Annotated in this window: 22 protein-coding genes and 1 rRNA gene; 9 read left to right on the forward strand and 14 right to left on the reverse strand. The window is 62.6% G+C overall.

What is annotated here, in order from left to right; translation table 11 throughout:
• Window position 1: 1 nt before the first annotated feature.
• From O0881_RS19950 to O0881_RS20010, 11 genes are all read right to left on the reverse strand, one after another.
• Complete coding sequence (locus O0881_RS19950; protein ID WP_289912659.1) at window positions 2–934, reverse strand: glyoxylate/hydroxypyruvate reductase A; 933 nt, start codon at window positions 932–934, stop codon at window positions 2–4.
• Between the two features lie 21 nt (window positions 935–955).
• Window positions 956–2,983, reverse strand: coding sequence for an acetyl/propionyl/methylcrotonyl-CoA carboxylase subunit alpha (locus O0881_RS29235; RefSeq protein ID WP_354670220.1), 2,028 nt, complete (start codon window positions 2,981–2,983; stop codon window positions 956–958).
• A 94-nt stretch (window positions 2,984–3,077) separates the two neighbouring features.
• Complete coding sequence (bioB, locus tag O0881_RS19970) at window positions 3,078–4,124, reverse strand: biotin synthase BioB (protein WP_099666034.1); 1,047 nt, start codon at window positions 4,122–4,124, stop codon at window positions 3,078–3,080.
• Between the two features lie 32 nt (window positions 4,125–4,156).
• Window positions 4,157–4,948, reverse strand: a complete 792-nt coding sequence (gene bioD / locus O0881_RS19975) for a dethiobiotin synthase (RefSeq protein ID WP_289912631.1) — start codon at window positions 4,946–4,948, stop codon at window positions 4,157–4,159.
• On the reverse strand, window positions 4,938–6,134 hold the full coding sequence (gene bioF, locus O0881_RS19980) for an 8-amino-7-oxononanoate synthase (protein WP_289912632.1): 1,197 nt from the start codon (window positions 6,132–6,134) through the stop codon (window positions 4,938–4,940). Before bioF ends, bioD begins: the two co-directional genes overlap by 11 nt.
• Before the next feature lies 1 nt (window position 6,135).
• Complete coding sequence (gene bioA / locus O0881_RS19985) at window positions 6,136–7,464, reverse strand: adenosylmethionine--8-amino-7-oxononanoate transaminase (protein WP_289912633.1); 1,329 nt, start codon at window positions 7,462–7,464, stop codon at window positions 6,136–6,138.
• Window positions 7,465–7,509: 45 nt separating this feature from the next.
• The gene (locus O0881_RS19990) at window positions 7,510–8,298 is read right to left on the reverse strand and encodes an enoyl-CoA hydratase/isomerase family protein (RefSeq protein ID WP_251349686.1); all 789 of its coding nucleotides are present in this window, start codon (window positions 8,296–8,298) and stop codon (window positions 7,510–7,512) included.
• A 21-nt stretch (window positions 8,299–8,319) separates the two neighbouring features.
• Complete coding sequence (locus O0881_RS19995; protein WP_251349687.1) at window positions 8,320–9,942, reverse strand: carboxyl transferase domain-containing protein; 1,623 nt, start codon at window positions 9,940–9,942, stop codon at window positions 8,320–8,322.
• Window positions 9,943–9,982: 40 nt separating this feature from the next.
• The gene (locus O0881_RS20000) at window positions 9,983–10,435 is read right to left on the reverse strand and encodes a YchJ family metal-binding protein (RefSeq protein WP_289912634.1); all 453 of its coding nucleotides are present in this window, start codon (window positions 10,433–10,435) and stop codon (window positions 9,983–9,985) included.
• Window positions 10,436–10,515: 80 nt separating this feature from the next.
• Complete coding sequence (locus tag O0881_RS20005; protein ID WP_289912635.1) at window positions 10,516–11,802, reverse strand: D-amino acid dehydrogenase; 1,287 nt, start codon at window positions 11,800–11,802, stop codon at window positions 10,516–10,518.
• Between the two features lie 91 nt (window positions 11,803–11,893).
• The gene (locus tag O0881_RS20010; RefSeq protein WP_289912636.1) at window positions 11,894–13,231 is read right to left on the reverse strand and encodes a serine hydrolase; all 1,338 of its coding nucleotides are present in this window, start codon (window positions 13,229–13,231) and stop codon (window positions 11,894–11,896) included.
• 227 nt (window positions 13,232–13,458) lie between these two features.
• Between O0881_RS20010 and O0881_RS20015 the strand changes: the two genes are divergently transcribed.
• Window positions 13,459–14,199, forward strand: coding sequence for a GntR family transcriptional regulator (locus O0881_RS20015; protein WP_289912637.1), 741 nt, complete (start codon window positions 13,459–13,461; stop codon window positions 14,197–14,199).
• A 2-nt stretch (window positions 14,200–14,201) separates the two neighbouring features.
• Here O0881_RS20015 and O0881_RS20020 read toward each other — a convergent pair whose 3' ends face one another.
• The gene (locus O0881_RS20020) at window positions 14,202–15,335 is read right to left on the reverse strand and encodes a nuclear transport factor 2 family protein (protein ID WP_289912638.1); all 1,134 of its coding nucleotides are present in this window, start codon (window positions 15,333–15,335) and stop codon (window positions 14,202–14,204) included.
• 142 nt (window positions 15,336–15,477) lie between these two features.
• Entirely contained in the window at window positions 15,478–16,428 is a 951-nt protein-coding gene (locus tag O0881_RS20025) for a helix-turn-helix transcriptional regulator (protein ID WP_289912639.1), read from the reverse strand.
• Between the two features lie 336 nt (window positions 16,429–16,764).
• On the opposite strand from O0881_RS20025, the gene O0881_RS20030 reads away from it, so the two are divergent.
• From O0881_RS20030 to O0881_RS20060, 7 genes are all read left to right on the forward strand, one after another.
• A complete protein-coding gene (locus O0881_RS20030) occupies window positions 16,765–17,646 on the forward strand; it encodes an N-acetylmuramic acid 6-phosphate etherase (protein WP_099666046.1) in 882 nt (293 codons plus the stop codon).
• A gap of 45 nt (window positions 17,647–17,691) precedes the next feature.
• On the forward strand, window positions 17,692–19,002 hold the full coding sequence (locus O0881_RS20035; protein ID WP_289912640.1) for an MFS transporter: 1,311 nt from the start codon (window positions 17,692–17,694) through the stop codon (window positions 19,000–19,002).
• A 90-nt stretch (window positions 19,003–19,092) separates the two neighbouring features.
• Window positions 19,093–20,754, forward strand: coding sequence for a family 10 glycosylhydrolase (locus tag O0881_RS20040; protein ID WP_289912641.1), 1,662 nt, complete (start codon window positions 19,093–19,095; stop codon window positions 20,752–20,754).
• Window positions 20,755–20,848: 94 nt separating this feature from the next.
• Window positions 20,849–21,829 (forward strand): BadF/BadG/BcrA/BcrD ATPase family protein, encoded by a 981-nt coding sequence (locus O0881_RS20045; RefSeq protein WP_289912642.1) that lies wholly within the window; start codon window positions 20,849–20,851, stop codon window positions 21,827–21,829.
• Entirely contained in the window at window positions 21,826–22,626 is an 801-nt protein-coding gene (locus tag O0881_RS20050; RefSeq protein WP_289912643.1) for an N-acetylmuramoyl-L-alanine amidase, read from the forward strand. Before O0881_RS20045 ends, O0881_RS20050 begins: the two co-directional genes overlap by 4 nt.
• Window positions 22,627–22,709: 83 nt before the next feature.
• Window positions 22,710–23,612, forward strand: a complete 903-nt coding sequence (locus tag O0881_RS20055; RefSeq protein ID WP_289912644.1) for a LysR substrate-binding domain-containing protein — start codon at window positions 22,710–22,712, stop codon at window positions 23,610–23,612.
• Window positions 23,612–24,226 carry a M15 family metallopeptidase gene (locus O0881_RS20060; protein ID WP_289912645.1) on the forward strand — a complete coding sequence of 205 codons (615 nt, stop codon included), beginning with the start codon at window positions 23,612–23,614 and terminating at the stop codon, window positions 24,224–24,226. Before O0881_RS20055 ends, O0881_RS20060 begins: the two co-directional genes overlap by 1 nt.
• Here O0881_RS20060 and O0881_RS20065 read toward each other — a convergent pair whose 3' ends face one another.
• Window positions 24,227–25,606: a sodium-dependent transporter gene (locus O0881_RS20065; RefSeq protein ID WP_289912646.1), complete on the reverse strand. Its 1,380-nt coding sequence runs from the start codon at window positions 25,604–25,606 to the stop codon at window positions 24,227–24,229. It lies immediately after the preceding gene.
• Between the two features lie 481 nt (window positions 25,607–26,087).
• On the opposite strand from O0881_RS20065, the gene O0881_RS20070 reads away from it, so the two are divergent.
• A 16S ribosomal RNA gene (locus tag O0881_RS20070) occupies window positions 26,088–26,178 on the forward strand; the annotation flags it as partial.

Here is a 26,178-nt window from a genome sequence, read left to right on the forward strand (position 1 = left end):
CTCAATATCCTTGCAAACGGTTGACGATGCCGGCGACAGAGTCGCCGGCGTGCAGGCGGCGCATCTTGGCGGCGATCTGCGCCACGCTTTCGCGGCGCAGGGTGGCGGCCGAAATATGCGGCGTGATGGTGATGCGTGGTTCTTGCCAGAACGGGTGCTGCTGCGGCAGCGGCTCGTTGCGGAACACGTCCAGGGTCGCTCCGGCGATGTGCCCGGAGCGGATCAGGGTCAGCAAATCCGGTTCGGCGAGATGCGCGCCGCGCGCCACGTTGATGATGTAGGCGCCCGGCAGCAGCATCGACAGGCGCGCGCGGTCGAGCAGGTTGTGCGTGTCCGGCGTGAGAGGCAGCATGCAGACCAGCACGCGCGTGCCGCGTAAAAAGGCTTCGAGTCCCTCTTCGCCCGCAAAGCACTGCACGCCGTCGACGTGCTTCTGGCTGCGGCTCCAGCCGCGCAGGGGGAATTCGAACTGCGCCAGCGCTTGCAGCACGCGGGTGCCCAGCACGCCCATGCCCAGCACGCCGACGGGAAAATCCCCCTTGTCGAAGGCGGGCAGCGGTTGCCAGATGCCGGCGCGGCCCTGCGCCTCATAGTCGTCGAAACGGCGGAAGTGGCGCAGCACGGCGTGGCTCACATATTCGGCCATCTGCACGCCCATGCCCGCATCATCGAGGCGCACCAGCGGCACGTGGGCCGGCAGCGCCTCGCCGAATTTCAGCAGCGCGTCCACGCCCGCGCCCGTGTTGAAGATGGCTTTGACTTCGCTCAATACGGGCAGCATGGCCGCGGGCGGCTGCCACACGACGGCATAGTCGCAGGGCGCGACCGCCTCGCCCTCGCGCCAGAAGACAATCTCGGCTTCGGGCAGCAAGTCGCGGAAGTCGCTGATCCACGCCGCTTCCTTGCCGTCCGCGCGCTGTAACAGGATGCGCATCGAGGTTTCCAAGAGCGCTCCTCAGGCGGCGGCCTTGAAGGCCAGCAGCGGCGCGCCATCGGCCACCTGGTCGCCGACCGCGTACAGCACCTCCTCCACCAGGCCGTCGTGCGGCGCGGCGATCGTGTGCTCCATCTTCATCGCTTCCATGATGACCAGCGGCTCGCCCTTCTTGACGTCCTGGCCTTGATTGACCAGCACGGCGACGACCTTGCCCGGCATCGGCGCCGTCAGGCGGCCGCCTTCCGCTTCCGTTTCGCCCGCATGCGCCATCGGGTCGCTGTAGTGCAGGGTGTGGTGCAAGCCGCTGGTAAACACGTGGAATTGCTCGCCGTCGCGCAGCACGGTGCCATGCACGGCACGCGCGCCCAGCTTGATGTGCAGCTCGTTGCCTTTACGCGCCGTCAATGTCAGAGGCTGGCCGTTGAACAGCCAGCCATCCGTCTGGTAGGCGATGCGCGCGGCATAGGCCTTGCTGTCGCCGGCCAGCGCGAATTCGTCGGCAAACGCCAGGCTGCGTCCCAGGGTGCTGTTCAAGCGCCAGCCCAGGGCATTGCCCCATGGGTCGGCGCGGTTGGCCGATTGCGTTTCGGCGGCTGCCTTTTCTTCCAGCAGCAGGGCCACGGACGCCAGCGCCAGGGCCGTGTCGGGCGCCGCCTGCAGGGCGGGGAACAGCGATTCCTGATTGCGCTCGATCAAACCCGTGTCCAGGTCCGCGCTGGAAAATGCCCGGCCTTCGACCAGGCGTTTCAGGAAGGCGATATTGCTGGCCAGTCCTACGATCTGGTATTCCGACAGCGCTTGCGCCATGCGCGCCAGCGCTTCGCGGCGGTCCGCGCCCCAGACGATCAGCTTGGCGATCATCGGGTCGTAGAATGGCGAAATGGCGTCGCCTTCGCGCACGCCCGAATCGATGCGCACGGACGCCGGAACGATCGTGCCACCCAGTTCGAACGTGACGGCCGATGGCGACTGCATGTGGCGCAGGGTGCCGATCGACGGCAGGAAGCCCTTCTCCGGATTTTCCGCGTAGATGCGCGCCTCGATGGCGTGGCCGTGGATCGCCAGTTCGCTCTGTTTTTTCGGCAGCGGCTCGCCAAAGGCGACGCGCAACTGCCATTCCACCAGGTCGGTGCCGGTGATCATTTCCGTCACCGGATGCTCGACCTGCAGGCGCGTGTTCATCTCCATGAAGTAGAACGAGCCATCCTGGTTGGCGATGAATTCCACCGTGCCCGCGCCCACGTAGCCGACGGCCTTGGCGGCGGCGACGGCCGCTTCGCCCATGGCTGCGCGGCGCTCGGCCGGCATGCCCGGCGCCGGCGCTTCTTCCAGCACCTTTTGATGGCGGCGCTGCACCGAACAATCGCGCTCGAACAGGTAGATGCAGTTGCCGAGCGTATCGGCGAACACCTGGATTTCGATATGCCGCGGGCGCGACAGGTATTTTTCGGCCAGCACCTTGTCGTCGCCGAAAGAGCTGATCGCTTCGCGCTTGCACGAGGCCAGCGCGGCCTTGAAGTCGGCGCTGTTGTCGATGACGCGCATGCCCTTGCCGCCGCCGCCGGCCGAAGCCTTCAGCAGGACGGGGTAGCCGATCTTGTCGGCTTGCGTGTGTAAAAAGTCCGCATCCTGTTCCTCGCCATGGTAGCCGGGCACCAGTGGCACGTTGGCTTTTTCCATCAGCGACTTGGCGGCCGATTTGGAGCCCATGGCGCGCATGGCGGACGCCGGCGGGCCGATGAAGACGAGGCCCGCAGTGGCGCAGGCGTCGGCGAAATCCGCGTTTTCGGACAGGAAGCCGTAGCCGGGATGGATCGCCTGCGCACCAGTGGCCAGCGCCACGGCGATGATCTTGTCGCCGCACAGATAGCTTTCCTTGGCCGGCGCGGGGCCGATCAGGACGGCTTCGTCGCACACGGCGACATGCTTGGCGTTGGCGTCCGCTTCCGAATACACGGCGACGGTCTGGATGCCCATGCGGCGCGCGGTAGCGGCGACACGGCAAGCGATTTCGCCGCGGTTGGCGATCAGGATTTTAGTGAACATGGTCTCTCTCTTTGCAGCTCGTGGCTGGAAGTTTTTTATCTGAGGTGTCGCGATGAAGGAATGCGCCCTGGTGGGGCGCATTCCGATGGCTGGATCAGCAGCCGCACTTCTCTTTCTGTACCGAGTCCAGCATGGCGCCGCGCGTTTGCAGGCCCAGCTTGTTCAACAGGACGCGGTCGTCTTCCGCTTCCGGGTTGTCGGTGGTGAGCAGCTTGTCGCCGTAGAAGATGGAATTGGCGCCAGCCAGGAAGCACATGGCTTGCACGGCTTCGCCCATCTGGCGGCGGCCCGCCGACAGGCGCACGCGCGCCTTCGGCATGGTGATGCGGGCCACGGCGATGGTGCGCACGAATTCGAATGGATCGAGCGCTTCCATGCCGTACAGCGGCGTGCCTTCCACCTGCACCAGGTGGTTGACGGGCACCGATTCCGGATACGGATTCAGATTGGCCAGCTGGGCGATCAGGCCGGCGCGCTGCAAGCGCGTTTCACCCATGCCGACGATGCCCCCGCAGCATACTTTCAAGCCTGCTTCGCGCACGCGGCCCAGGGTGTCGAGGCGGTCCTGGTATTCGCGCGTCGAGATGACGTTGTCGTAGAACTCGGGCGCCGTATCGAGGTTGTGGTTGTAGAAGTCGAGGCCCGCGTTCTTCAGGCGGTCCGCTTGTCCTTCTTCCAGCATACCCAAAGTAGCGCATGTTTCCAGGCCCAGCGCCTTGACCTTGGTCACCATCTCTTCGACTTTTTCCATGTCGCGCTCTTTCGGGCTGCGCCAGGCGGCGCCCATGCAGAAGCGCGTGGCGCCGTTGGCTTTGGCCTGGCGGGCCGCGTCGAGCACCGTGTCGATGTCGAGGATTTTTTTCGCTTCCACGCCCGTGTCGTAGCGGGCCGCCTGCGGGCAATAGCCGCAGTCTTCCTCGCAGCCGCCCGTCTTGATCGACAACAGGGTCGCCAGTTCCACGTCGCCGTCGGGGAAGTTGACGCGGTGGGTTTGCTGGGCCTTGAACATCAGGTCATTGAATGGCAGGTCGAACAGGGCCAGCACGTCGGCGACGGGCCAGGTGGCCGCTTCCGGCACGGTGATGCGCGCCGCAGGGCGGTGCAGTTCGACGGTTTTTGCTGCTTCTTGGACTAAAGACATGGTGATTCCTTCGCTTCTATTTTTTAGCTACATTAAGTGTTGGGATGCTGCGCCGGCCAGTTGGGCAAGCCGGTGAAATCGAGATACGCCGCCGCCGCTTGCGCGCTCGGCTGCGCCAGGCGCGGCACCCTGCCCAGCAGCGGCGCCGGGATGCGCTCGATCAGCGCATCGATATTTTCGTCGAAGAAGCGCATTTCCACTTCCAGCGTGTTGGCGACCCAGCCGATGACCGTCAAGCCGCGCGCTTCGACGGCTTCCACCGTCAGCAAGGCCTGGCTGATGCAGCCCAGGCGCATGCCGACCACGAGGATCACGGGCAGGTCGAGCTGCTGCGCCAGGTCGGCCGAGTCGAAACCGGGCGACAGCGGCACGCGGAATCCGCCCACGCCTTCGACCACCACGGCGTCCGAGGCGGCGGCGATTTCCAGGTAGGCGGCCAGGATGGGCACCGATTCGATGCTGACGCCTTCGAGCGCGGCGGCGATGTGCGGCGCGGCCGGCTCCTTCAGCATGTAGGGCGTCGTCAGGCTGCGCAGCATGGTAACGTTGCCGGCCGCGATCAGGCTGTCGGCGTCTTCATTATGCAGTTCGCCGTCGCGCATTTCGGCGCCGGCGGCGACCGGTTTCATGCCGCAGGCGCGCACGCCGCGCGCGACCAGCGCGTGCAGCAGGGCCGACGACGTCAATGTCTTGCCGATTTCCGTGTCGGTACCGGTGACGAAACAGGCAAAGCGCGAGGGCAGGCCGGCAATGGCCGGAGCCGGCTGCACGGCCGGCACCAGGTCCGCCAGCACTTCCGCCACGATAGGATCATCAAGGCTCATGGCGAGTCCTTTCCAGGGTGTTGACTGCGTTGATCAATTGCGCCACTTCCTGCGCCGTATGGCCGGCCGACAGGGTTACGCGCAGGCGCGCCGTACCGGCTGGCACGGTGGGCGGGCGGATGGCGCCGACCCACAGGCCCTGTTCATACAGGGTGGCGGCGATGTCCAGCATGTCCGCGTTCTCGCCGATGATGACGGGCTGGATGGCGGTCACCGAGGGCAAGGCTTGCCAGCGTTGCAGCTGCAGGCCGTCGTTCCATTGCGCCACCAGCGCCGCCAGGTGGGCGCGGCGTTGCCGGCCTTCCTCGCCAGCGATGATGTCCAGGCTGGTCAGTAGCGCATGCGCGAGCGCGGGGGCGGTTGCCGTCGTGAAGATGTACGGGCGCGCCTTTTGTATCAGGGTGTCGATCACGGCTTCGTGCGCGCACACAAAGGCGCCGCCCACGCCGGCCGACTTGCCCAGGGTGCCCACGTACACGAGGTAGGGCGAATGCAGGTCGAAGTGTTCGAGCGCGCCGCGGCCGTTGGCTCCCAGCGCGCCGAAGCCGTGCGCGTCGTCGACCACCAGCCAGGCGCCGTATTGTTCGCACAGGGCCAGCAGCGCGGGCAGCGGCGCCAGGTCGCCATCCATGCTGAAGACGCTGTCGGTGACGACGATTTTCGTTTTTGCCGTGCTGGCTGCCAGCAGGGCCGCCAGGGCGTCGAGGTCGGCGTGCGGATATACGCGCGTTTTCACGCGGGCCAGGCGCGTGCCGTCGATCAGCGAAGCGTGGTTCAGCGCTTCCGAGAAAATCTCCGCGTCCGCGTCGCCCGCCGACAGGGCCGTCAGCACGGCCAGATTGGCCATGTAGCCGGTGCAGAAATACAGGGCGCGGGCGTTTTCCAGGTTGGCGCCCACAAACGTCGCCAGACGCTCTTCCAGCTGCGCGTGGGCGCGGCCATGGCCGCTGATCAGGTGCGACGCGCCGCTGCCCGCGCCATACAGGTCGGCGCCCTCTTTCAGCGCCGCGACGATGCGCGGATGCGACGCCAGGCCCAGGTAGTCATTGCTGCAAAAGGCCAGCATGGCGCGGCCATCGACCGTCAGGCGCGGCGCGCACGGCGTGTCGACGGTGCGCCGGCGGCGGATCAGGCTGCGCTCTTCCAGCCCTTGCAGCTGCTGTTGTAATCGGGCGATCAGTTCCATTTCAGGCCCCGATCACATGATTGAAGACGGCCAGGGTCTGCTGGCCCAGGCCCGCGATCTCTGCGTCGTCGAGGATGTACGGCGGCATCAGGTAGACGGTGGAGCCGATGGGGCGCATCAACAGTTCGTGTTCCAGCGCCGTGCTGAAGAAGCGGCGCGAGAAATCGGGCGCCGCGTCGACGGCGTCAAACGCCCAGATCATGCCCTGCTGGCGGAAGTTTTTTACCTTGTTATGCTGCGCCAGCGGCGCCAGCGCTTGCGTGATTTTGGCGGCGCGCACGCGGTTGGTGGCCAGCACATCGTCTTCCTCGAAGATGGACAGCGTCGCCAGCGCGGCGCGGCAGGCCAGCGGGTTGCCCGTGTACGAGTGCGAATGCAAAAAGCCGCGGCGCACGTCGGTGCTGTAGAACGCCTGGTAGATGTCTTCGCGCGTCATCACCAGCGATAAAGGCAGATAGCCGCCGCTGATGCCCTTTGAGAGACAAACGAAATCGGGCCAGATGCCGGCCTGTTCGCACGCAAAGAAGGTGCCCGTGCGCCCGCAGCCGACGGCGATTTCATCGAGGATCAGATGGACTTGATAACGGTCGCACAGGGCGCGCACCAGCGACAGGTACAGCGGGTCGTGCATGGCCATGCCGGTGGCGCATTGCACCAGCGGTTCGATGATGATGGCGGCGATTTTTTCTGATTTCTGCTGGAACAGCTGTTCCACTTCGGCCGCCGCGCGGCGCGCCACGTCCTCGGCGGACTCGCCTTCCGTCGCCTGGCGGAAGTCGGGCGACATCACCGTCTGCGTTGCCCGCAGCAAGGGGCCGTAGGCATCCTTGAACAGGGCCACGTCCGTGACGGCCAGCGCGCCGATGGTTTCGCCGTGGTAGCTGCCTTTCAGGCAGACGAATTCCTGTTTTTCACCCTTGCCGCTGTTGCGCCAGGCGTGAAAACTCATTTTCAGGGCGATTTCCACGGCCGACGCCCCGTCGGACGCGTAAAAGCTGTGGCCAAGCACGCCGCCCGTCAAGGCGGAGAGCTTTTCCGACAGCTCGATCACCGGTTCATGCGTGAAACCGGCCAGCATCGCGTGTTCCAGCCGGTCCAACTGGTCCTTCAGCTCCGCATTGATGCGCGGATTCGCGTGGCCAAACAGGTTCACCCACCAGGAGCTGATGGCGTCCAGGTAGCGTCGTCCTTCGTGATCATACAGCCAGGCGCCGCGGCCGTGGCTGACGGGGATCAATGGGACCGTCTCGTGATGCTGCATTTGCGTGCACGGATGCCACACGCTGCGCAGACTGCGTTCGACCCAGCCCGATTGTTTTTCTGCTTTCAAAACTGCTCCAATGATATTCTTAGTCCATGAGCTTTGGACTATTAACTAGCCCATGAGCCAACTCGGCTTGCGCTTGTCGAGGAACGATTGCACGCCTTCGCGTCCCTGCTCCGAGGCGCGGATCTGCGCGATGCGCTCGGCGGTGTCCGCCAGCAGCGCCTCGTCGACGGGTTGGCCGACGATCTCGCGCACCAGCGTTTTCGCTTGCGCCACGGCGTGCGGGCTGTTGCCCGTCAGCGCCTTGAGCACCTCGGCCGTTTTCGCGTCCAGCGCGTCTGCCTCGACTACCTCGTGGGCAAAGCCGATGCGCAGCGCTTCCTGAGCGGAGAATCGCTCGGCGGTCAGGAAATAGCGGCGTGCCGCGTTTTCGCCCATGGCCTTGATGACATACGGTGAAATAGTGGCGGGAATCAGTCCCAGCCGCACTTCGCTCAGGCAGAAATGCACGTCTTCCGCAACCAGAATGATATCGCATGCGGCGACGAGGCCCATGCCGCCCGCATAGCAGTCGCCCTGGACCTTCGCCACCACGGGTTTCGGACACAGGTAAATCGTGCGCAGCATCTGCGCCAGCTGCAGCGCGTCGGCCTGGTTTTCGGCATGCGTGTAGCCTGCCATCTTCTTCATCCAGTTCAAGTCCGCGCCGGCGCAAAAGGCCGCGCCATTGGCGGCCAGCACGATGGCGCGCACCATGTCGCTGCGTCCCAGGCCCTCGAAGGCGCGCGCCAGTTCGGCGATCGTCGTCTCGTTGAAGGCATTGCGCACGTCGGGGCGGTTCAGGGTCACGGTGGCGACATTGCCTTCGATGACTAGCTTTAAGGTTTCAAATTCCATTATCTTCTCCCTGAATGCCGCTTACATGCGGAATACGCCGAACTTCGTGTCCGGGATTTCCGCGTTCAAGGCGGCCGACAGGCCCAGGCCCAGCACCATGCGGGTATCGGCCGGGTCGATCACGCCATCGTCCCACAGGCGCGCGGTGGCGTAGTACGGGTGGCCCTGGTGTTCGTATTGCTCCTTGATCGGCTGCTTGAAGGCCGCTTCCTCGTCCGCGCTCCACTGCCCGCCCTTGCCTTCGATACCGTCACGCTTGACGGTGGCCAGCACGGATGCGGCCTGGTCGCCGCCCATGACGGAAATGCGCGCATTCGGCCACATCCACATGAAGCGGGGCGAAAACGCGCGGCCGCACATGCCGTAATTGCCGGCGCCGAAGCTGCCGCCGATGATTACCGTGAACTTTGGCACGGCAGCCGTCGCGACGGCCGTCACCATCTTGGCGCCATTGCGGGCGATGCCCTCGTTTTCGTATTTGCGGCCCACCATGAAGCCCGTGATGTTTTGCAGGAAGACGAGCGGGATCTTGCGCTGGCAGCACAATTCGATGAAATGCGTGCCTTTCAGGGCCGATTCGGAGAACAAGATACCGTTATTGGCGATGATGCCGACTTTTACGCCATAGATATGCGCGAAGCCGCAGATCAGGGTCGTGCCGTAGCGGGCCTTGAATTCGTCGAAATCGCTGCCGTCGACGATGCGCGCGATCACCTCGCGCACATCGAACGGTTTGCGCGTGTCGACGGGGATCACGCCATACAGTTCCTGGGTCGGGTATTTCGGTTCGACGGAGTCGCGCAAGGCCATCTGCTGCGGTTTTTTACGGTTCAGGTTCGAGACGATGGTGCGCGCCAGCGACAGCGCATGCAGGTCGTTCTGCGCCAGGTGGTCGACCACGCCGGACAAACGCGTGTGCACGTCGCCGCCGCCCAGGTCTTCGGCCGTCACCACTTCTCCCGTCGCCGCTTTCACCAGCGGCGGGCCGCCGAGGAAAATCGTGCCCTGTTCCTTGACGATGATCGATTCGTCGCTCATGGCCGGAACGTAGGCGCCGCCCGCCGTGCAAGAGCCCATCACCACGGCGATTTGCGGGATGCCCTTGGCCGACAGGTTCGCCTGGTTGTAGAAGATGCGGCCGAAATGGTCGCGGTCGGGGAAGACGTCGTCCTGGTTCGGCAAGTTGGCGCCGCCCGAATCGACCAAATAAATGCAGGGCAGGTTGTTCTGGTCGGCGATTTCCTGGGCGCGCAAATGCTTTTTCACCGTCATCGGGTAATACGTGCCGCCCTTGACGGTGGCGTCGTTGCAGACGATGACGCATTCCTGGCCCGAGACCCTGCCGATGCCCGTGATGATGCCGGCGGCGGGCGCCGCATCGACGCCCTTGGCGTCCTGGTACATGGCGTAAGCCGCCATCTGGGAAAACTCGAGGAAGGGCGTGCCGGGATCGAGCAGCATCTGCACGCGGTCGCGCGGCAGCAGCTTGCCGCGCGCCAGATGCTTGGCGGCCGCCGCCTCGCCGCCGCCGGCCGCGATTTTCTCCACCTTGTCGCGCAAATCGTCGACGATGGCTTGCATGGCCGCGGCATTGGCCTTGAAATCTTCACTGCGCGGATTGAGTTTGCTTTCGATGTGCGGCATTGCGGTTCCTTTTTATTATCGCCCGGTCTCTCGGGTCGCGCTATTCGGGAAAACTGCCGTCGAGATAAAACCAGCGCAGGGCGCCACCACCGCTATTGTCCGCCTCGCGCACGAAGCGGCTCACTTCATGCAGGCGGTGCGCGCGGCCGTTGACCTTGTAGCGGGCCACGAATTCCACGCTGTCGCGCTGTATCTCTTCGGCTTGATCTGCTGATTCTGCTTTACGTTGACGTAAACGTAAAGCAGATTTTACCTCAAGTCCCAGCCAGTGGACTTTTTCTTCTTCGGCGAATAAGGCGTCGGTGGGACAGGTGCTGGCGTGCCAGGTGGCGCGCAGATAGGGCTCGTCGCGCAAGGTGAAGGCCGTGTAGCGCGAGCGCATCAGGGCTTCGGCCGTGGGCGGCACGGCGTCGCCCGCGATATACGGGCCGCAGCAACTGGCGTAGGAGGCGCCGCCACAGGGGCAGGCGGCAGATGTCGAGGGTGTGAGCATGCGCTGGCAGACAGGAGAACTGAAAAGTTCCGCAATTATCCGCCATAAAGGCAGCGGCGCGTGCACGCCGCCTTGGGCTGCTATTTTTTCGGGCTGAGGAAGTCCAGCGCGAACGGCGGCGCCTTGTTCTGCATCAGGTCGGCCAGGATGCGCGCCGTGCCGGCGGCAAAGGTAAAGCCCAGCGGACCATGGCCCACGTTCAGCCACAGATTGCCGACTTTGCTGGCGCCCACCAGCGGCGCGCTGTTCGGCGTGGCGGGGCGCAGGCCGGCCCAGGCCGTGGCCTGGTCGTAATCGGCGCCGTGCGGCATGGCTTCGCGCGCCAGCCGCGTCAGGCCGGCGATGCGGTTCCAGTCGATGCTGTTGTCGGCGCCCACCATGTCGACCATGGCGGCCACGCGCAGGTCGCCGCCTATGCGCGCATACAGCACCTTGCGTTCGAAATCCGTGATGCTGATCTCGGGCGCCTGGTCCTGTGCGCGGATGGGCGCCGTCAGGCTGTAGCCCTTCAGCGGGTACAGGGGCAGGTAGACGCCCGCCGTGGCGGCCAGGTCGCGGCTCTGGATGCCGGCCGCCAGCACGTAGTGATCTGCCTGCAACAGCCCCAGGCTGGTGTCGACGCCCGTGACCTTGCCCTTGTGCGTGACGAGGCGGCGCGCCTCGCCCTTCAGCAGCAGTGAAAAATTCGGGTGCTGCAGCAAACGCGCTTCCAGGGCCAGGCAAAAGGCGTGGCAATCGGCCACGGCTTCCCCTTCGGTAAAGATACCGCCCGCCAGGGCACCCTGCAGGGCCGCCAGCGCCGGTTCGCGCTGCACGGCTTCCAGCGGCGACAGCACGACGCGCGCCTCTTCCGACTCGGGCCGCGCCACGGCCCGTTGAAAGACGGCGGGTGTGCGGTAGACGATGAGTTTACCTGCATCGCGCCAGGCATACGCTTCCGGCGGCACCGTCAACTCCAGCTGCGCCATGCCGGCGCGGCTCCATTCTCCCAGTTGCAGCAGCTTGGCCGTCGTGCGGGCATTGCTGGCGCTGTTGCAATTGCGCAAGAAACTGGCCATCCAGCGCCATTGGCGCCAGTCCGCTTCGGGACGGAAGCGCAGCGGACCGTCTTTTTGCAGCAGCCACTGCAAGGCTTTGAAGGGCACGCCCGCGTCCGCCAAGGGCGCCACATAGCGATAGCTGAGCTGGCCGCCATTGCGGTAGCTGGCGGCGATCGCCACTTGTTCATTGCGTTCCAGTACAGTGACCCTGTAGCCGGCCTCGGCCAGCCACCAGGCCGATGTCAGACCGACGATGCCGCCGCCGATGATGATGACTTGTTGCTGCATGTTGCCTCGCTGCGTTGCGCTCCCATGGTGCGGGAGCATTCGGGAAGAGCTTAGAGGCTGGCCGGTCGGGGAGCCAATGAAACATCATGGTGCAGCCATAACTTTCAGGAATGCACTATTTCAGTGCAAATTATTCATGCTTGTCAATCGCACCACGGTATAGGGTGGTGAGTATCAATTCTTCGCTGCGGCCCATGGCGGAATACGTGCCCGGATAGCGTTCGGGATCGCTGCCCGTGCCGCCCACCAGCATCACCATGCCGTTCCTGTTCTTGAAATCGAGCACGAAGGCGGACACCAGGCCATACGCGTCGCCCAAATGGCCCACGGCCGTGAAGCCGGCGCCCTCGACCAGGCCGTTGCCCTGCCCCGCCACCGCGTCGAATTGCTGGTTGCCCAGCCCCCAGGCGCGGTACAGGCCCCGCTCGCTGTCGCCATTGCTGGCGTCTGGCGCCAATTGCCATTGCCGGCCAAACATCAGCGCAATGCTGGCCGGCTGCAATAGCTGCTGGTCCTGGTAGCGGCCCCCGTCGAGCAGCATCTGCATGACCTTGCCCAGTCCCGCGGCGGAAATGCGCAAGCCGCCCGTGGGACTGAAGACGGTGGCGTTGCTGCCGATCACATAGCTGGCCAGGCCGGCCGGTGGGCGCTGGTAAAAATCGTCGGCCTGGGCGATCCATGGCCCGTGCGGCTGCCACACTTCCGTCTTCAGCGTGCGCTTGCGGTACAGGGTGGCCGTATTGGCCACCTCTTCCGGGGAAAAGGCGGCCGGGTTGTAGCCGCCGCGCACGTCGAGGGGATCGAGCAGCAGACGGCGCATCAGCAAGTCGAAGCGCTCGCCCGTGACTTTTTCCATCACCGTGCCGATCACGCCCCAGTTCAGGTTGGAATACGTAAAGTAGCGGCCCGGCGCTGCGGCGCGATCCCACATGCTGTCGCCGCCGGCCGTAAACACGTCGCGCAGGCTGCGTTCCGGTCCCCAGGCGTAGCCGCCCGCGTCGCGCAGCGAGGAAGTGTGGCTGAGCAAGCTGCGCAGGGTCAACGGTTGCTGGGGGAAATGCGGGTTGCGCAGGGAAAAGCCCAGATAAATGCCCACGTCCTGATCCAGGCTCAGTTTGCCCTGTTCAACCAGCCGCATCAGGCCCAGCGTGGTCATCATCTTCGAGACGGAAGCGATGCGGAACAGGGTGGCGGGCGTCACGGGCAAGCTGTCCGCCGGCGTGGCGGCTATGTGCCGGTAGCCAAATTGTTGCTGATAAGACACCTTGCCATGGCGGATGGCCAGCACGGACAGGCTGGCCAGCGGGTGGGCCGTATCGTCGACGATGGCGGCCAGCGTGGCATCGAGCGCGCGCGGCCCTGCGTTTTGAGAGACCAAGTCGCTGCCGCTGCCGGGCGGGGCGGCCAGCGCGCTCCAGGTCGTGCCCAGCAGCAGCAAGCCCAGTAAACCCGTCATTTTATTGTGCATGTTTCCCTGTTGTCCGATGTGGTGGAGGCGTCACCAGCATAGGGCGCGATGGTTTACATGGCTAATGAAAATTGCTTATTTATCTATAATGCAAAGCTATACGTACGGTAAAACATTGTTTTTTTAAGTGTATAACCGTTATTTATGGTCATTTTCCATTTATTCATGGGTGGACGGGCTACGCGCAGGCGCCATCGCTATTACACTAGGAGGACAAGGAGAACTGTATGAGCCAGACCAGCGTAGAACTCAAGGTCGATTTAAATGACAATTCGCCTTTATATATGCAGATCGCCCGCAAGCTGAGCGATGACGTACGCAACGGCCGCTACCAGGTAGACCAGGCCCTGCCATCCGAACGTACCCTGTCCGAACTGCTTGACGTATCGCGCGTGACTGCCCGCAAGGCCATCGACCAGCTCGTCGAGCAAGGCCTCGTCGTGCGCCGCCGCGGTTCGGGCAACTATATTGCCCCGCGCATCGAACAGCCGCTGTCGAACCTGTCGAGCTTTTCCGAGCAGCTGCAGCAGCGCGGCTACCGCCCCGGTTCGCGCTGGCTCAAGCGCGATGTCGTCATCGCCAGCAGCGATGAACAGCTGAGCCTGGGCCTGGCGCAGAACACGAAAGTGGCGCGCCTGGAGCGCTTGCGCCTGGCCGACGACGTCGTGATGGCGTATGAAGTGAGCGTGCTGCCGTTCAGCGTGGTGCCGGACCCGGATACCATGGGCGACTCGCTGTATGAATACTTGAGCAGCATCAAGAAGGCCCCCGTGCGCGCCTTGCAGCACATCCGCGCCATGAATGCGACGGACGTGCTGGCCAAGCAGCTGGGCATCCCCGATGGCCAGGCCGTGCTGTTCATCACGCGCATCGCCTACCTGGAGTCGGGCGAAGCGGTGGAACTCACGCATTCGTATTGCCGCAGCGATCATTACGATTTTGTGGCGGAAATGCGCCGCGCTCCGTAAATCTACTGCTCGATCAGGCGGATCATGGATTCCGCCACGCCGACGGACGACTCCCAGCTCATGCCCGTCACCAGCCGGCCGTCGACCTCGACGTGACTCTTGCCGTTGGCGCCGTGCCTGAATATGCCGCCATGGCCCTTGATGCTGGCTTCTGCCGAAAAGGGGTAGGCCTTGTATACCGGCGATTCCTTGTTGAGAAACGCATCGGGGAACGAGGTGAGCACCTTGCCCTGGATCAGGAAAGTACCATCACGCAGCTTCAGATTCTTGATGCCCTCGGTGCCATGGCAGATGGCCGCGATCACCCCGCCCTGTTGTTCGTAGATACGCAAGGCGATGTCCTGCAGCGGCTTGTTGTCCGGGATGCCGACGATGGCCGCGCCGCCGCCGACGAAAGCCATGCCTGCATAGTCGTTTGCCTTGATCTCGGAGACGGGCTTGGTATGGGCCAGTGCCCACATGAAATCACTGTCGTACAGATGCTTCTTGAGCAGCGCGTCCGACGTGACGATCATTTCCAGGGGAATGGCGCCCCCCTCGGGACTGACGAAGTCGACGGCGTACCCTGCTTTGCGAAATGCATCATAGGTATAGGCCAGCTCGGGGAAATTATTGCCGGCGTTAACCTTTGTACCGGGATATTGATGCACATTCGACACCACCAGCAGCACCTTGCGTGTCTGGCGCGGGGCTGCTGGCTCGCGATCTGCCGACTTGCTGATGATCTTCCAGTTGCCGGCGATCTTTTTCAACAGAAAGACATCCACATAGCGCACCCCTTGCTGGGGAATGTGGATCTCGGCCTTGGCGGTGGCCACCTTGCCGCTCACATCCACCTTGATCAGCCGCCCGTGGCGCCCATTGAATTGCCCTATTTTCTCTTGGGAAAAGAGTTTGGCGTATTCCGGACCGCTCAACTCCCATTCCGCATCGTTTTTGCCATCCAGGTAAAGGCGGGAATTGGCATAAAAGGCCTGGTTGATCTCGCTCTGCACGTTAAAGCTGGTGCCATGCATATACAAGCGCACGGTTTCCCGGATGGCATTTTCGTCCTGGTCTGCGGTTGCGGCGGTGCTGACGGCGGTGATGCTTAACAAGCAACAGGCGAGTATCGTTCGCAATAAAAACTGAATCATGGATGTACCCTGCATGTAGAACTGCGTTTATCGGAGCAACGACTATTTCAGATCGCTGGTGGTCGATAATTTATCGAAATGCAGGGGAATTGATGTCGCCAAACATGATTTCAGACTCCGGAATGGCGATTCCGGAGTGCTTTCATGCGGAAATGGCCCTGGCCGCCTGGCTGGATTGGGCCCGGAAGCTGGCGGGAGTCTGGCCAGCCACTTTCTTGAAGGTCGAGTAGAAGGTGGAACTGGAATTGAACCCGCAGCGCTCGGCGACGCTATCCATGTTCCATTGCGGCTCGTCGCTCAATACCTGTTTCGCCTCGGCGATACGGTATTCGTTGACGTAGGTCGTGAAGCTCTTGCCCAGCTTGTCATTCAATACCTGCGACACCTGCGCCTGCGTGCAGCCCGCCCGTTTGGCGAGTTGGGCCAGGGTCAGGTTCGGATTCAGATAGGATTTCTGCCCGCTCATCTGTTGTTCCAGCGCGGCGAGCACGGCAAGCGTGTCTTCGTGCGTCAGGCGGCTATTCCGGTACTTTTGCTGCGGGTCGGCAGGCGCCAGGATTTCCTTTCTCAGCAGAAAGACCATCACCGCCACATACAGCGAGAAGGTGAACGACAAGGCGCCGACAATATAGGACGTGAACGGCGTGCTTGCGTACGCCGCCAACATGAGACAACTGCCTGCAAAGACGCTCAGCAGGAGTACGCTGCTGGTCGCCATCCGCTGTCCCTCGTTCCACCATGCGCGGCGGCTTTGCCACAGCAGCCTGGCGGTTGCCAGCAGGTAGCATAGCCAGAACACATGAATGGCATGGCTCGACTGGTTCCACACAGCACGATACGCGGAATACGGAAAGGCAACACCAATGCCGATCAGCAGGAAGGACAAGCCCAGATGCCAGCGCCATGCTTGTCCGGCAGGCCGTTGCGCCAGCCCGGCGATGAAGGCGCGTGCATATAAATAGGTCAAGGGGCCGATCAGCAGGCAGGCCGACAGGCCCAGCTGGCGGAATTCGATGGCGATCGCAGGGTTGAAGTAGAGGAAAGCGGACTTGGCGGTGCGCACCCCGACGGCAAGCAGCAATGCCCCCAGCATGCAGTCGGCGAGGCAGCGGGGCCGGCGGCTGAAAAAATAGACGGCCAGGAAAATGCCGTTGATGGCGCCAAGGGCGCTAAACAGGAACAGCAATTGGCGAGCGATCATGGGGCGTGTCGTGGATGTTGGCGTCGAACTGAAGTATAGACATAAACGGGTCTAAAACTTGCTTCTGGGCCACTGAATGAACAAATTCAGCAACTGGTTTGCCGCCGTAGCGAAGTACGCCTAGTTGCACTGGCCATAAACTCCCGTTATGCCCGCCCGCCATCCTTTCATGGTTGATCCCGCTCGTTGGTATTAAACTGGTTTCACGGTCAACCATGTTCTGAAATCATGTTGAAAACTGAAACCCCGAGCCGGCGGCATCCGGACCTGGACCTGTATCCGGTGGAGCAACTGGTGGCGGCGCTGGTCGACGACCAGTTCTGGGCCGTCGAAGCCGTGCGGCTGGCGTCGCCCGGCATCGCTGCCGCCATCACGGCCGCCCTGCCCCGCATTGCGGCCGGCGGGCGCCTGCTGTACGTGGGCGCGGGCACGTCGGGACGCCTGGGCGTGCTCGACAGCGTTGAACTCAATCCCACGTTTTCCTGGCCGCCCGAACGGGCCGTCGCCATCCTGGCTGGCGGCGCGGGCGCCATGTTTACGGCCGTCGAAGGGGCGGAAGATGATTTACAGCAAGGTGAGGCGGACTTGCTGGCCCTGCAGCCGCAGAGCAATGACGTGGTGATCCTGCTGGCCGCGTCCGGCGCCACGCCGTATGTGCTGGGCGCGCTGCTGGCCGCGCGCAAGGCGGGCGCCTTGACGATCGGCATCGCCAACAATGTGGACGCCCCCGTGGCGCACGAGGCGCAGTGCGGCATCGTGCTCGACACAGGCACGGAAGTCATTTCCGGCAGCACGCGCCTGAAAGCGGGCACGGCGCAAAAAATCACCTTGAACACGATTTCCAGCGCCCTGATGGTCGGTTTGCACAAAACTTACGGAAACTTGATGGTAGACTTGAAGCCGACCAACGCCAAGCTGATCTGGCGGGCCGTGCGTCTGACCATGCACGCCACAGGCGCCAGCGAAGTGCAGGCCAGGACCGTGCTGGAGCAATGCCACTATCACGTCAAGGTGGCGATTGTTGCCTTGATCAAAAAAATCAACACAAACCAGGCACAGGCATTGTTGGCCGGCGCGGACGGCAGTGTGCGGGCGGCACTGGCGGCGTGATCCGATGGCGCGGCATTCTTCTGTCTGGGAGACAAAGAAGGATGTATGGAGCTTGTGAAACAAACCGCCCCGGCGCGCGCGAATAAGCCGTCAAATAAGCCGTGGCTGTGGATCCCTTCCCTGTATTTTGGCCAGGGCATCCCCTATGTTGTTGTCATGACACTGTCCGTGATCATGTACAAGAACTACGGTTTTTCCAATACGGATATCGCGCTGTATACGAGCTGGTTGTATTTGCCCTGGGTTATCAAGCCCCTGTGGTCGCCCTTCATCGATATGTACCGCACCAAGCGCTTCTGGATCGTCGGCTTGCAGCTGGTGATCGGCGCCGCGCTGGCGCTGGTGGCCTTGACGACGTCCCTGCCCCATTTTTTCCAGATCAGCCTGGCCATCTTCTGGCTGATGGCTTTCAGTTCCGCCACGCATGACATCGCCGCCGACGGCTTTTATATGCTGGGCCTGGAAGAGCACCAGCAGGCGGCTTTTGTGGGCGTGCGCAGCACGTTTTACCGTCTGGCGATGATCGCCGGCCAGGGCGGCCTCGTGTATCTGGCCGGCTATCTGACGCATGCGACAGGCAATGTGCAGCTGGCCTGGTCCGTCGTGTTCGCCATCCTGGCGGGCTTGTTCATCGCCCTCTTCCTGTATCACTATTTTATTTTGCCCAAGCCCAAGGATGACCGGCCCAGCATCCAGGGCGCCGGTATTTCCCCTCTGCAAGAGTTCGTCGCCACCTTTGCCGCCTTCTTCAGGAAGAAGGATATTTTCGTCATCCTGGGATTTTTGCTGCTGTTCCGCCTCGGCGAAGCGCAACTGCTCAAATTGGCCGCACCTTTCCTGCTCGACCCCGTCGCCAAAGGCGGCCTGGGCCTCAGCACGGAACAGGTGGGCCTCGTCTATGGCACCATCGGCGTCATCGCCCTGACCCTGGGCGGCTTGCTGGGCGGATTCATCATTTCCCGCTTCGGCTTGAAACGTTGCCTGTGGATCATGGTGCTGTCCGTCCACTTGCCCGACCTGGTCTTCGTTTACCTGGCCACCGCCTTGCCCAGCAGCATTTATGTGATCGCCGGCGGTATTGCTTTGGAGCAATTTGGCTATGGCTTCGGTTTCGCGTCCTACATGCTGTACATGATCATGGTCTCCGATGGCGCGCATAAAACGGCCCATTACGCCATTTGCACGGGGTTCATGGCCCTGGGCATGATGTTGCCGGGCATGGCCAGCGGCTGGATACAGCAAATGCTCGGTTACCAGCATTTCTTCATCTGGGTGTGCATCGCCACCATTCCTGCTTTCATCATGGCCGCGCTGGTCAAGATCGATCCCGAATTCGGCAAGAAGGCCGAGGCCTGATTCTTTTGAACGGTGCGCCCGCAAGGATGGCGGGCGCACAGTAAAATGCCCCACCGATAGACCTGCGCTCCACCACTGCAAGGAATTGTTTTGTTGTCTACTTTTAAAAAACGCCTGGGCGCCAGCGCCGGCGTATTGGCCGCGCTGGCCACCGCCACATTGCTCAGCAGCTGTACCAGCACCAAGCTGCCTTCCGCAGTGACGCCGGGTGAAGCGGGTTTGCCGGCCGTGCCGCCCGTGCAGCACATCACGGGCGAAGTGCCGCCGCCGGCGCCGCGCGAGTTCCGCGCCGCCTGGGTGTCAACCGTGGCGAATATCGACTGGCCCAGCCGCAGCAATTTGCCGGTGGCCAAGCAGCAAGCGGAAGCTCTGGCCATCCTCGACCGCGCCAAGTCCTTGAATTTGAACGCGATTGTGCTGCAAGTGCGGCCCAGCGCCGACACGATATATCCGTCCCAGCTGGAGCCGTGGTCGGAATACCTGACCGGCAAGCAAGGCCAGCCGCCGTTGCCTTTGTATGACCCGCTGGCCTTCTGGGTGGCCCAGGCGCATGCGCGGGGACTGGAATTGCACGCCTGGTTCAATCCCTACCGTGCCCGCCACGCGACGGCCAAGTCGCCGCTGGCGCGCGACAGTTTCGCGTCCACCAACCCGGCGTCCGTCAAGCAATACGGCCGCTACCTGTGGATGGACCCGGGCGACGCCGCCGCTTCCAAGCACACGACGGACGTGGTGCTCGACGTGGTGCGCCGCTACGATATCGATGGCGTGCACATCGACGATTACTTTTACCCGTATCCGATCGACGCGCCTGGCGCCGGCGCCGGTGCGGAAACAGCCGCGCTGGACGCGGGCAATGGCGGCGCCAAGCGCGAACTGCCGTTTCCCGATGAGCCTTCCTGGCAGCAATATCTGCTGGCTGGCGGTCAGCTGGATCGTCCGTCCTGGCGCCGCCAGAACGTCAACCAGTTGATCGAAGCGTTATATACAGGCATTCACCGCGAAAAGAGCTGGGTGCGCTTCGGCATCAGCCCGTTCGGCATCGGCCGCCCGGATCGCCGTCCTGCCGGCATCGTCGGTTTCAGCCAGTACGACAAATTGTATGCGGATGCGGAACTGTGGCTGGCCAAGGGCTGGCTCGATTACCTGTCGCCGCAGCTGTACTGGCCCGTGGCGCAGGCGCCGCAAGCGTTCGGCGTGCTGCTCGACTACTGGCTGGCGCAAAACCCGTATGGCCGCCACGTGTGGCCGGGTTTGTATACGAGCCGCATCGACAATTCCGCCAAGTCCTTCACGCCGCAAGAGATCATCAAGCAGATCGAAGTGACGCGCACGCGCCCCGGCGCGAATGGCCAGGTGCATTTCAGCATGGTGCCGCTGATGCAGAACCGCAAGGGTGTCAGCGACCAGCTCAAGGCGACCGTGTATCAAAGCCCTGCCCTGATTCCCGCCACGCCGTGGCTGGGCAAGGAAGCGCCCGGTACGCCCGTGCTGGCCTTGCGCCGCGATTCCACCAGCCTGAACGTCAAATTGGCGGCGGGCGGCGGCAAACCCGTGGCGCAGTACGCCGTCTGGGCCCGCTATGGCGAAGACTGGCGCTTTACCGTGGTCACGGGCGTGCAGGGCGAACTGACCCTGGTCGACGATGCCACCGGCAAGGTCAATGCGGTGGTGGTCAGCGCCGTCGACCGCCTCGGCAATGAAAGCCCCCGCGTCACCGTGCGCGAACCGTTTGCGGCCCTCGCCAAGTAGTTGCTGAGCGTTTATCAGTAGTCCATAACCTGCAGGCATGAAACATGCGCAAGCTTTCATGCCTGCAAGCTCCGCTTGGCTTTACACTCATGCCATGATTTTCTTCCCTGCCACCCATATTGATACTGCCGTGCTCGGGCTGGGCATCGACGCGGGCGGCACGCAGACGCGCTGGGCCCTGGCCAACGGGGACGGCGCCATCGTGGCCGACGGCGTCGTGGAAGGCTTGTCTGCCTTGCAAATGAGCAGCGATGCGGGCCGCGCAGCCGTGCACGCCACGTTTACCCGGCTGTGCCAGGCCGTGCTGGCTGTCGGCCAACCGCGCGCCGTGGTGGCGGGCTTGACGGGTTTTGGCGGCGACGATGTAACGCTGGCGCCTATGCTGGCAGAGTTGCTGGCGCTGCACGCCGGCGACGTGCGCTTGGGCAACGATATCGATATCGCTTATCGCGACAGTTTTGAACCCGGCGAAGGTTATCTGGTCTACGCTGGCACGGGCTCGATTGCCGCCTGGATCGATGCGGATGGCGGCTTTCACCGCGCAGGCGGGCGCGGCGTGCTGCTCGACGATGGCGGCGGCGGCTACTGGATCGCGCGCGAAGCCTTGCGCCACATCTGGCGCCGTGAAGACGAGGCGCCGGGCAGCTGGCAAGGCTCGCCTATGGCCGAGGCCGTGTTTGCGCAACTGGGCGGCAGCGACTGGTCGCTGTCGCGCGCCTTCATGTATGGCCAGGACCGGGGCGCCATCGGCCGGCTGGCGCTGGCCGTGGCCGCCAGTGCGGATGCCGATCCGCTGGCGCTGGACATCTTGCAGCGCGCGGGACAGGAATTGGCGCGCCTGGCGCTGGCCCTGACGGCGCGCCATGGTACGCGTCCCGTCGTGCTGGCGGGCCGCGCGGCGCAGTTGCACCCGGCCATCGCGGCTGCCATGCGCGCCGCTTTGCCTGTATCGTTGACGCTGGAACAGAAAGTTGCCCGTCCACATGAAGCGGCGGCCAGGATCGCCGTCAAGACGGCTGTCAAGACACAGGCCAGCACTGAACATTTTATTAACCCGAACACGGATCTTTCATGAAAAAAATCGCTCTCGCCCTGCTGGTGGCCTTGCTCTCCGCCTGTACCACGCCCGCGCCGCACCTCGACCACAGTTTGACGGCGCGCAGCCAGAGCCCGCGCGTGAAATTCATCGTCATCCATTACACGGTCAGCGACCTGCCCCGCTCGATCAAGATCCTGACGGAACAAGTGGTCAGCAGCCATTATTTGCTGACGGACACGGACAAGCCGAAGTTTTACGTGCTGGTCGATGAATCGCGCCAGGCCAATCACGCGGGTGTGAGTAACTGGAAGACTTATACACAGTTGAATGTCAGCTCGATCGGCATCGAGATCGTTAACCCAGGCTACAAGGACACGCCGGAAGGCCGCCTCTGGTATCCGTTTCCCCAGGCACAGATCGATGAGCTCATTCCCCTGTTGAAAGATATCCAGGCCCGCTACAACATCGCGCCGGAAAATATCCTCGGCCATAACGAGATCGCCCCCCAGCGCAAGCAAGACCCGGGTCCATTGTTCCCTTGGCGCCAGCTGGCCGATGCGGGCTTGATCGTGTGGCCGGACGCCAACCGTGTCGCCGCGCAACGCCTGATTTTTGAGCAGCAAGTGCCGGACGCCGTCTGGTTCCAGAAAAAGCTGGCCCAGCACGGCTATGCGACGCCGACTACGGGCGTGTTCGACGAAGCGACGCGCAATGTGCTGATCGCTTTCCAGATGAAATACCGCAACAAGCTGTTCGATGGCACGCCCGATGGTGAAACGGCGGCCCTGCTGGAAGTGCTGACGACGCCGGCCCCGGCTGTTGCAACAAAGTAGCATGGCCGTTCCAGCCCGTGACTTTTTCTTATATGCTGAACATTGACGGCCCTGGCGGCCACGGCAAGGTAAAGGAATAGCTCATGCGGTTGCGTCATATCGAAGTGTTTCACGCCATCATGCAAGTTGGCACCATCAGCGGCGCCGCCCAGGTGCTGCATATCTCGCAGCCGGCCGTGACCAAGGTCTTGCAACACTGCGAATTGCAACTGGGCATGCCGCTATTCGAGCGCGTGCGGGGCAAGCTGTACCCGAAACCCGAGGCGCACCGGCTGTTTGTCGAGACGGAAAAGCTCAACCGCGATTTATTGGGCATCCGCCGCCTGGCGGCCAGCCTGAAGGGCCATGCGGTGGAAACCATCCGCCTGGTGTCCACGCCGACGATCGCCATCAGCGTCTTGCCGTTCGCCATGACGGAGTGGCGGCGCGACTTTCCCCACACGCGTTGCCAGCTGGCCACCCACCACACTGGCGAGATCGTCAACACCTTGCGCCTCGGTGAAGCGGACCTGGCCGTGTCCCTGCAAGACCCGCGCCATCCTGGCATCGTGGCCGAGCCGCTCGCGCATGGCGTCATGACGGTGATCGCGCCCGCCGGTACCTGGCATGCGGCCGATTGCGGTACGCCCTTGACGGCGCATGGCCTGAATGGCGAACTGATCGGCCATGCCGACAACGATCCGCTGGGCGAACTGGTGGTGGCCGCCTGCGAAGCGCAGGACATTCGCCCCGTGTTTTCCACCGTGGTGCAGACCTATCAAATTGCCCGTTCCCTGGTGGAAGCGGGCGCCGGCATGGCCGTGGTCGACCCGTTTACGGCCGCCTCCGGCTCGCCCGAACGCCTGCAGCGCCGTCCCTGGGCGCCAGCTATCCCCATCCAACTGTATTTATTGACGGCGAGCCACTCGCCGCTGTCGCATGGCGCGCGGCGCCTGGCCGACAGCATCGGCGTGGCGGCGCGTAATTGCCTGGAAAGAGGAGTCTGATGTCTGTTGCAAGTTTGCAATTGGAAGCGGTTGGCAACGATCCGCAATTTCGCCACCTGAGCAGCATCGCCGGCATCGCCGTCGACTTGCGCTATGCCACGCCCGACAATTTCGTCGGCCGCGACTTATACAGCCCCATTGATTGCGCCTGGCTGCACCGCGATGCGGCCGCCGCGCTGGAGCGGGCCGTGGCGTGGCTGGCCGCGCGGCGCCCCGATCATCATTTATTGGTGCTCGACGCCTTGCGCCCGCAGCGGGTGCAGCAGCAACTGTGGGACGCGTTGCAGGGGACGGAGTTGCTCGGCTATATCGCCGAACCGTCACGCGGCTCGATCCACTCGTTCGGCATGGCACTCGACATCACCATCGTCGGGCCGGACGGACAGGAACTGGATATGGGGACAGGGTTTGACGATCTAAGTGAGCGCTCGCACCCGGCACTGGAGCTGGTTTTACTGGAAAAGGGAGAAATTACGCAGGAGCAGGTGGCACATCGCCGATTGTTGCGCGACGCCATGTTCCAGGCGGGCTTCTTCGGCATCAACAGCGAATGGTGGCATTTCGATTGCGGCGACCGGGTGCTGGTGCGCCAGACCTACACCCGGGTACTCTGATTAAAAGACCTTTAATCCCTTCAGCATCACGATCAGGATCAATACGGGCGAGACAAAGCGCAGCAGGAACAGCAGCACATGCGCCAAGGTTTGATTCTGCAACTGGCCGTGATTGCTGATCGCATCGATGAAATGCTGCTTGCCCCAGGCCCAGCCTGTAAACAAGGCAATGGCGATGCCGCCCACGGGCAGGAAGATATTCGACGAGAGAAAGTCGAACAGATCAAACATATTCAAATCGAATAACTTGAAGTCCGCCAGGGTGCTGTTACTGAGGGCGCATACGGAGCCGAGCACGGCCAGCAGCAGCATGGTCACGACGGTGGCCTTGGTGCGCGTCCAGCCGAAACGTTCATGGAAAATCACCACGGGCACTTCCATCAGCGACAACATCGCGCCCGTGGCGGCCACGGCGGCCAGGATGAAGAACACCACCATCAGAACTTGTCCCATGGGAATTTGCGAAAACACGGCAGGAATTGTGATGAACACCAGCGACGGCCCCGCACTGGGAGCGAAACCAAACGTGAACACGGCGGGGAAGATGGCGATACCGGCCAGCATCGATACGCCGAGGTCGGCCGCCATCACGCGCAAGGTGGTGACGGGGATATTCTGGTCGTCACGGAAATAGCTGCCGTAGGTCATCATCGTGCCCATGCCGACGGACAATTTAAAGAAGGCCAGGCCCATGGCCGTCAGCACGACGGAAGCCGTCAGCTTGGAAAAATCGGGACGGAACAGGAAGGCCAGGCCTTCGCCCGCTTTATCCAGCGACAGGCTGACCGCGCACAGCAGCAGCAGCAGCAGGAACAGTAGTGGCATCAGTTTCTTGGCAATCGCCTCGATGCCCTTGGTCACGCCCAGCATCAAGATGCCGCCGATAAACAGCAGCACGCCCCATTGCCACAACAGCGATTGCAAAGGATTGCTGATCAGGGAGGCGAAGGCTGCTTCCGTCACCAGTTTGTCGCTGCTGAGGATGGAACCGTCGATGGCCTTGGCGATATAGGCAAACACCCAGCCCACCACTTCCGAGTAAAACGCCACGATCAGGAAGGCGGCTACCATGCCGATGACGCCGACCAGCCACCAGGGCTTGCCCTTCGGTGCCAACTGTTCCATGGTGGAAATTGGGTTGACCTTGGCGCGGCGTCCCAGGGTGATTTCCGCGATCATCACGGGCAACCCTACTAATAAGGTGGCGAGTAAATAGATAAGCAGGAAGCCGGCGCCGCCATTGGCGCCCGTCAAGTAGGGAAATTTCCAGATATTGCCGAGACCGACTGCGGAACCGAGGGTGGCGGCGAGCACGCCGAAGCCAGTGGTAAAGCCAGCTCGTTTCAGGGTCAGGCCTGATCCTTGAGCTTGTTGTTTCATGGTGAATCTTCTATGGATGGACGCGAATGTGCGCTGAGGGGGCGAAATTGTAGCAGTTGGCCGCAAATACCCCGGAAAAGCCTTGCTACTCCCGGGGCGCTTTGCTATAGTTCGCCTCCCCAATGAGACGCACTAGTTTGCGGCACAAAAGGGACAGCCTTCAGGGGCTGGGTAGTAGAAAAGAAGGTGTTGACGATTGTGCTGAAATGCTTCATACTCTTCCTTCTTCGCAGCTGACAAACACAACGCTTTGTCGATAGCGCGAAAGCAGTACTGAATACAGTTCTTTAACAATTAACAGTCGATAAGTGTGGGCATTTGATGTAAGTGCAGCGCTGCGTAAGCAGCGTCAAACTTAAAATATCAAATGTTCACAAGAAATAATGAAATAGGCGCTACGAAAGTAGTGGCCTGTCAGTTTTTTGAGTGAGCGACCCATCAGCAATGATGGTGCCGGTAAAACGGCAAAGTAACAGAGATTAAACTGAAGAGTTTGATCCTGGCTCAGATTGAACGCTGGCGGCATGCCTTACACATGCAAGTCGAACGGCAGCACGGAGCTTGCTCTGGTG

The organism is Janthinobacterium sp. SUN100 (assembly GCF_030397705.1).
GTDB lineage: Bacteria > Pseudomonadota > Gammaproteobacteria > Burkholderiales > Burkholderiaceae_D > Janthinobacterium > Janthinobacterium kumbetense.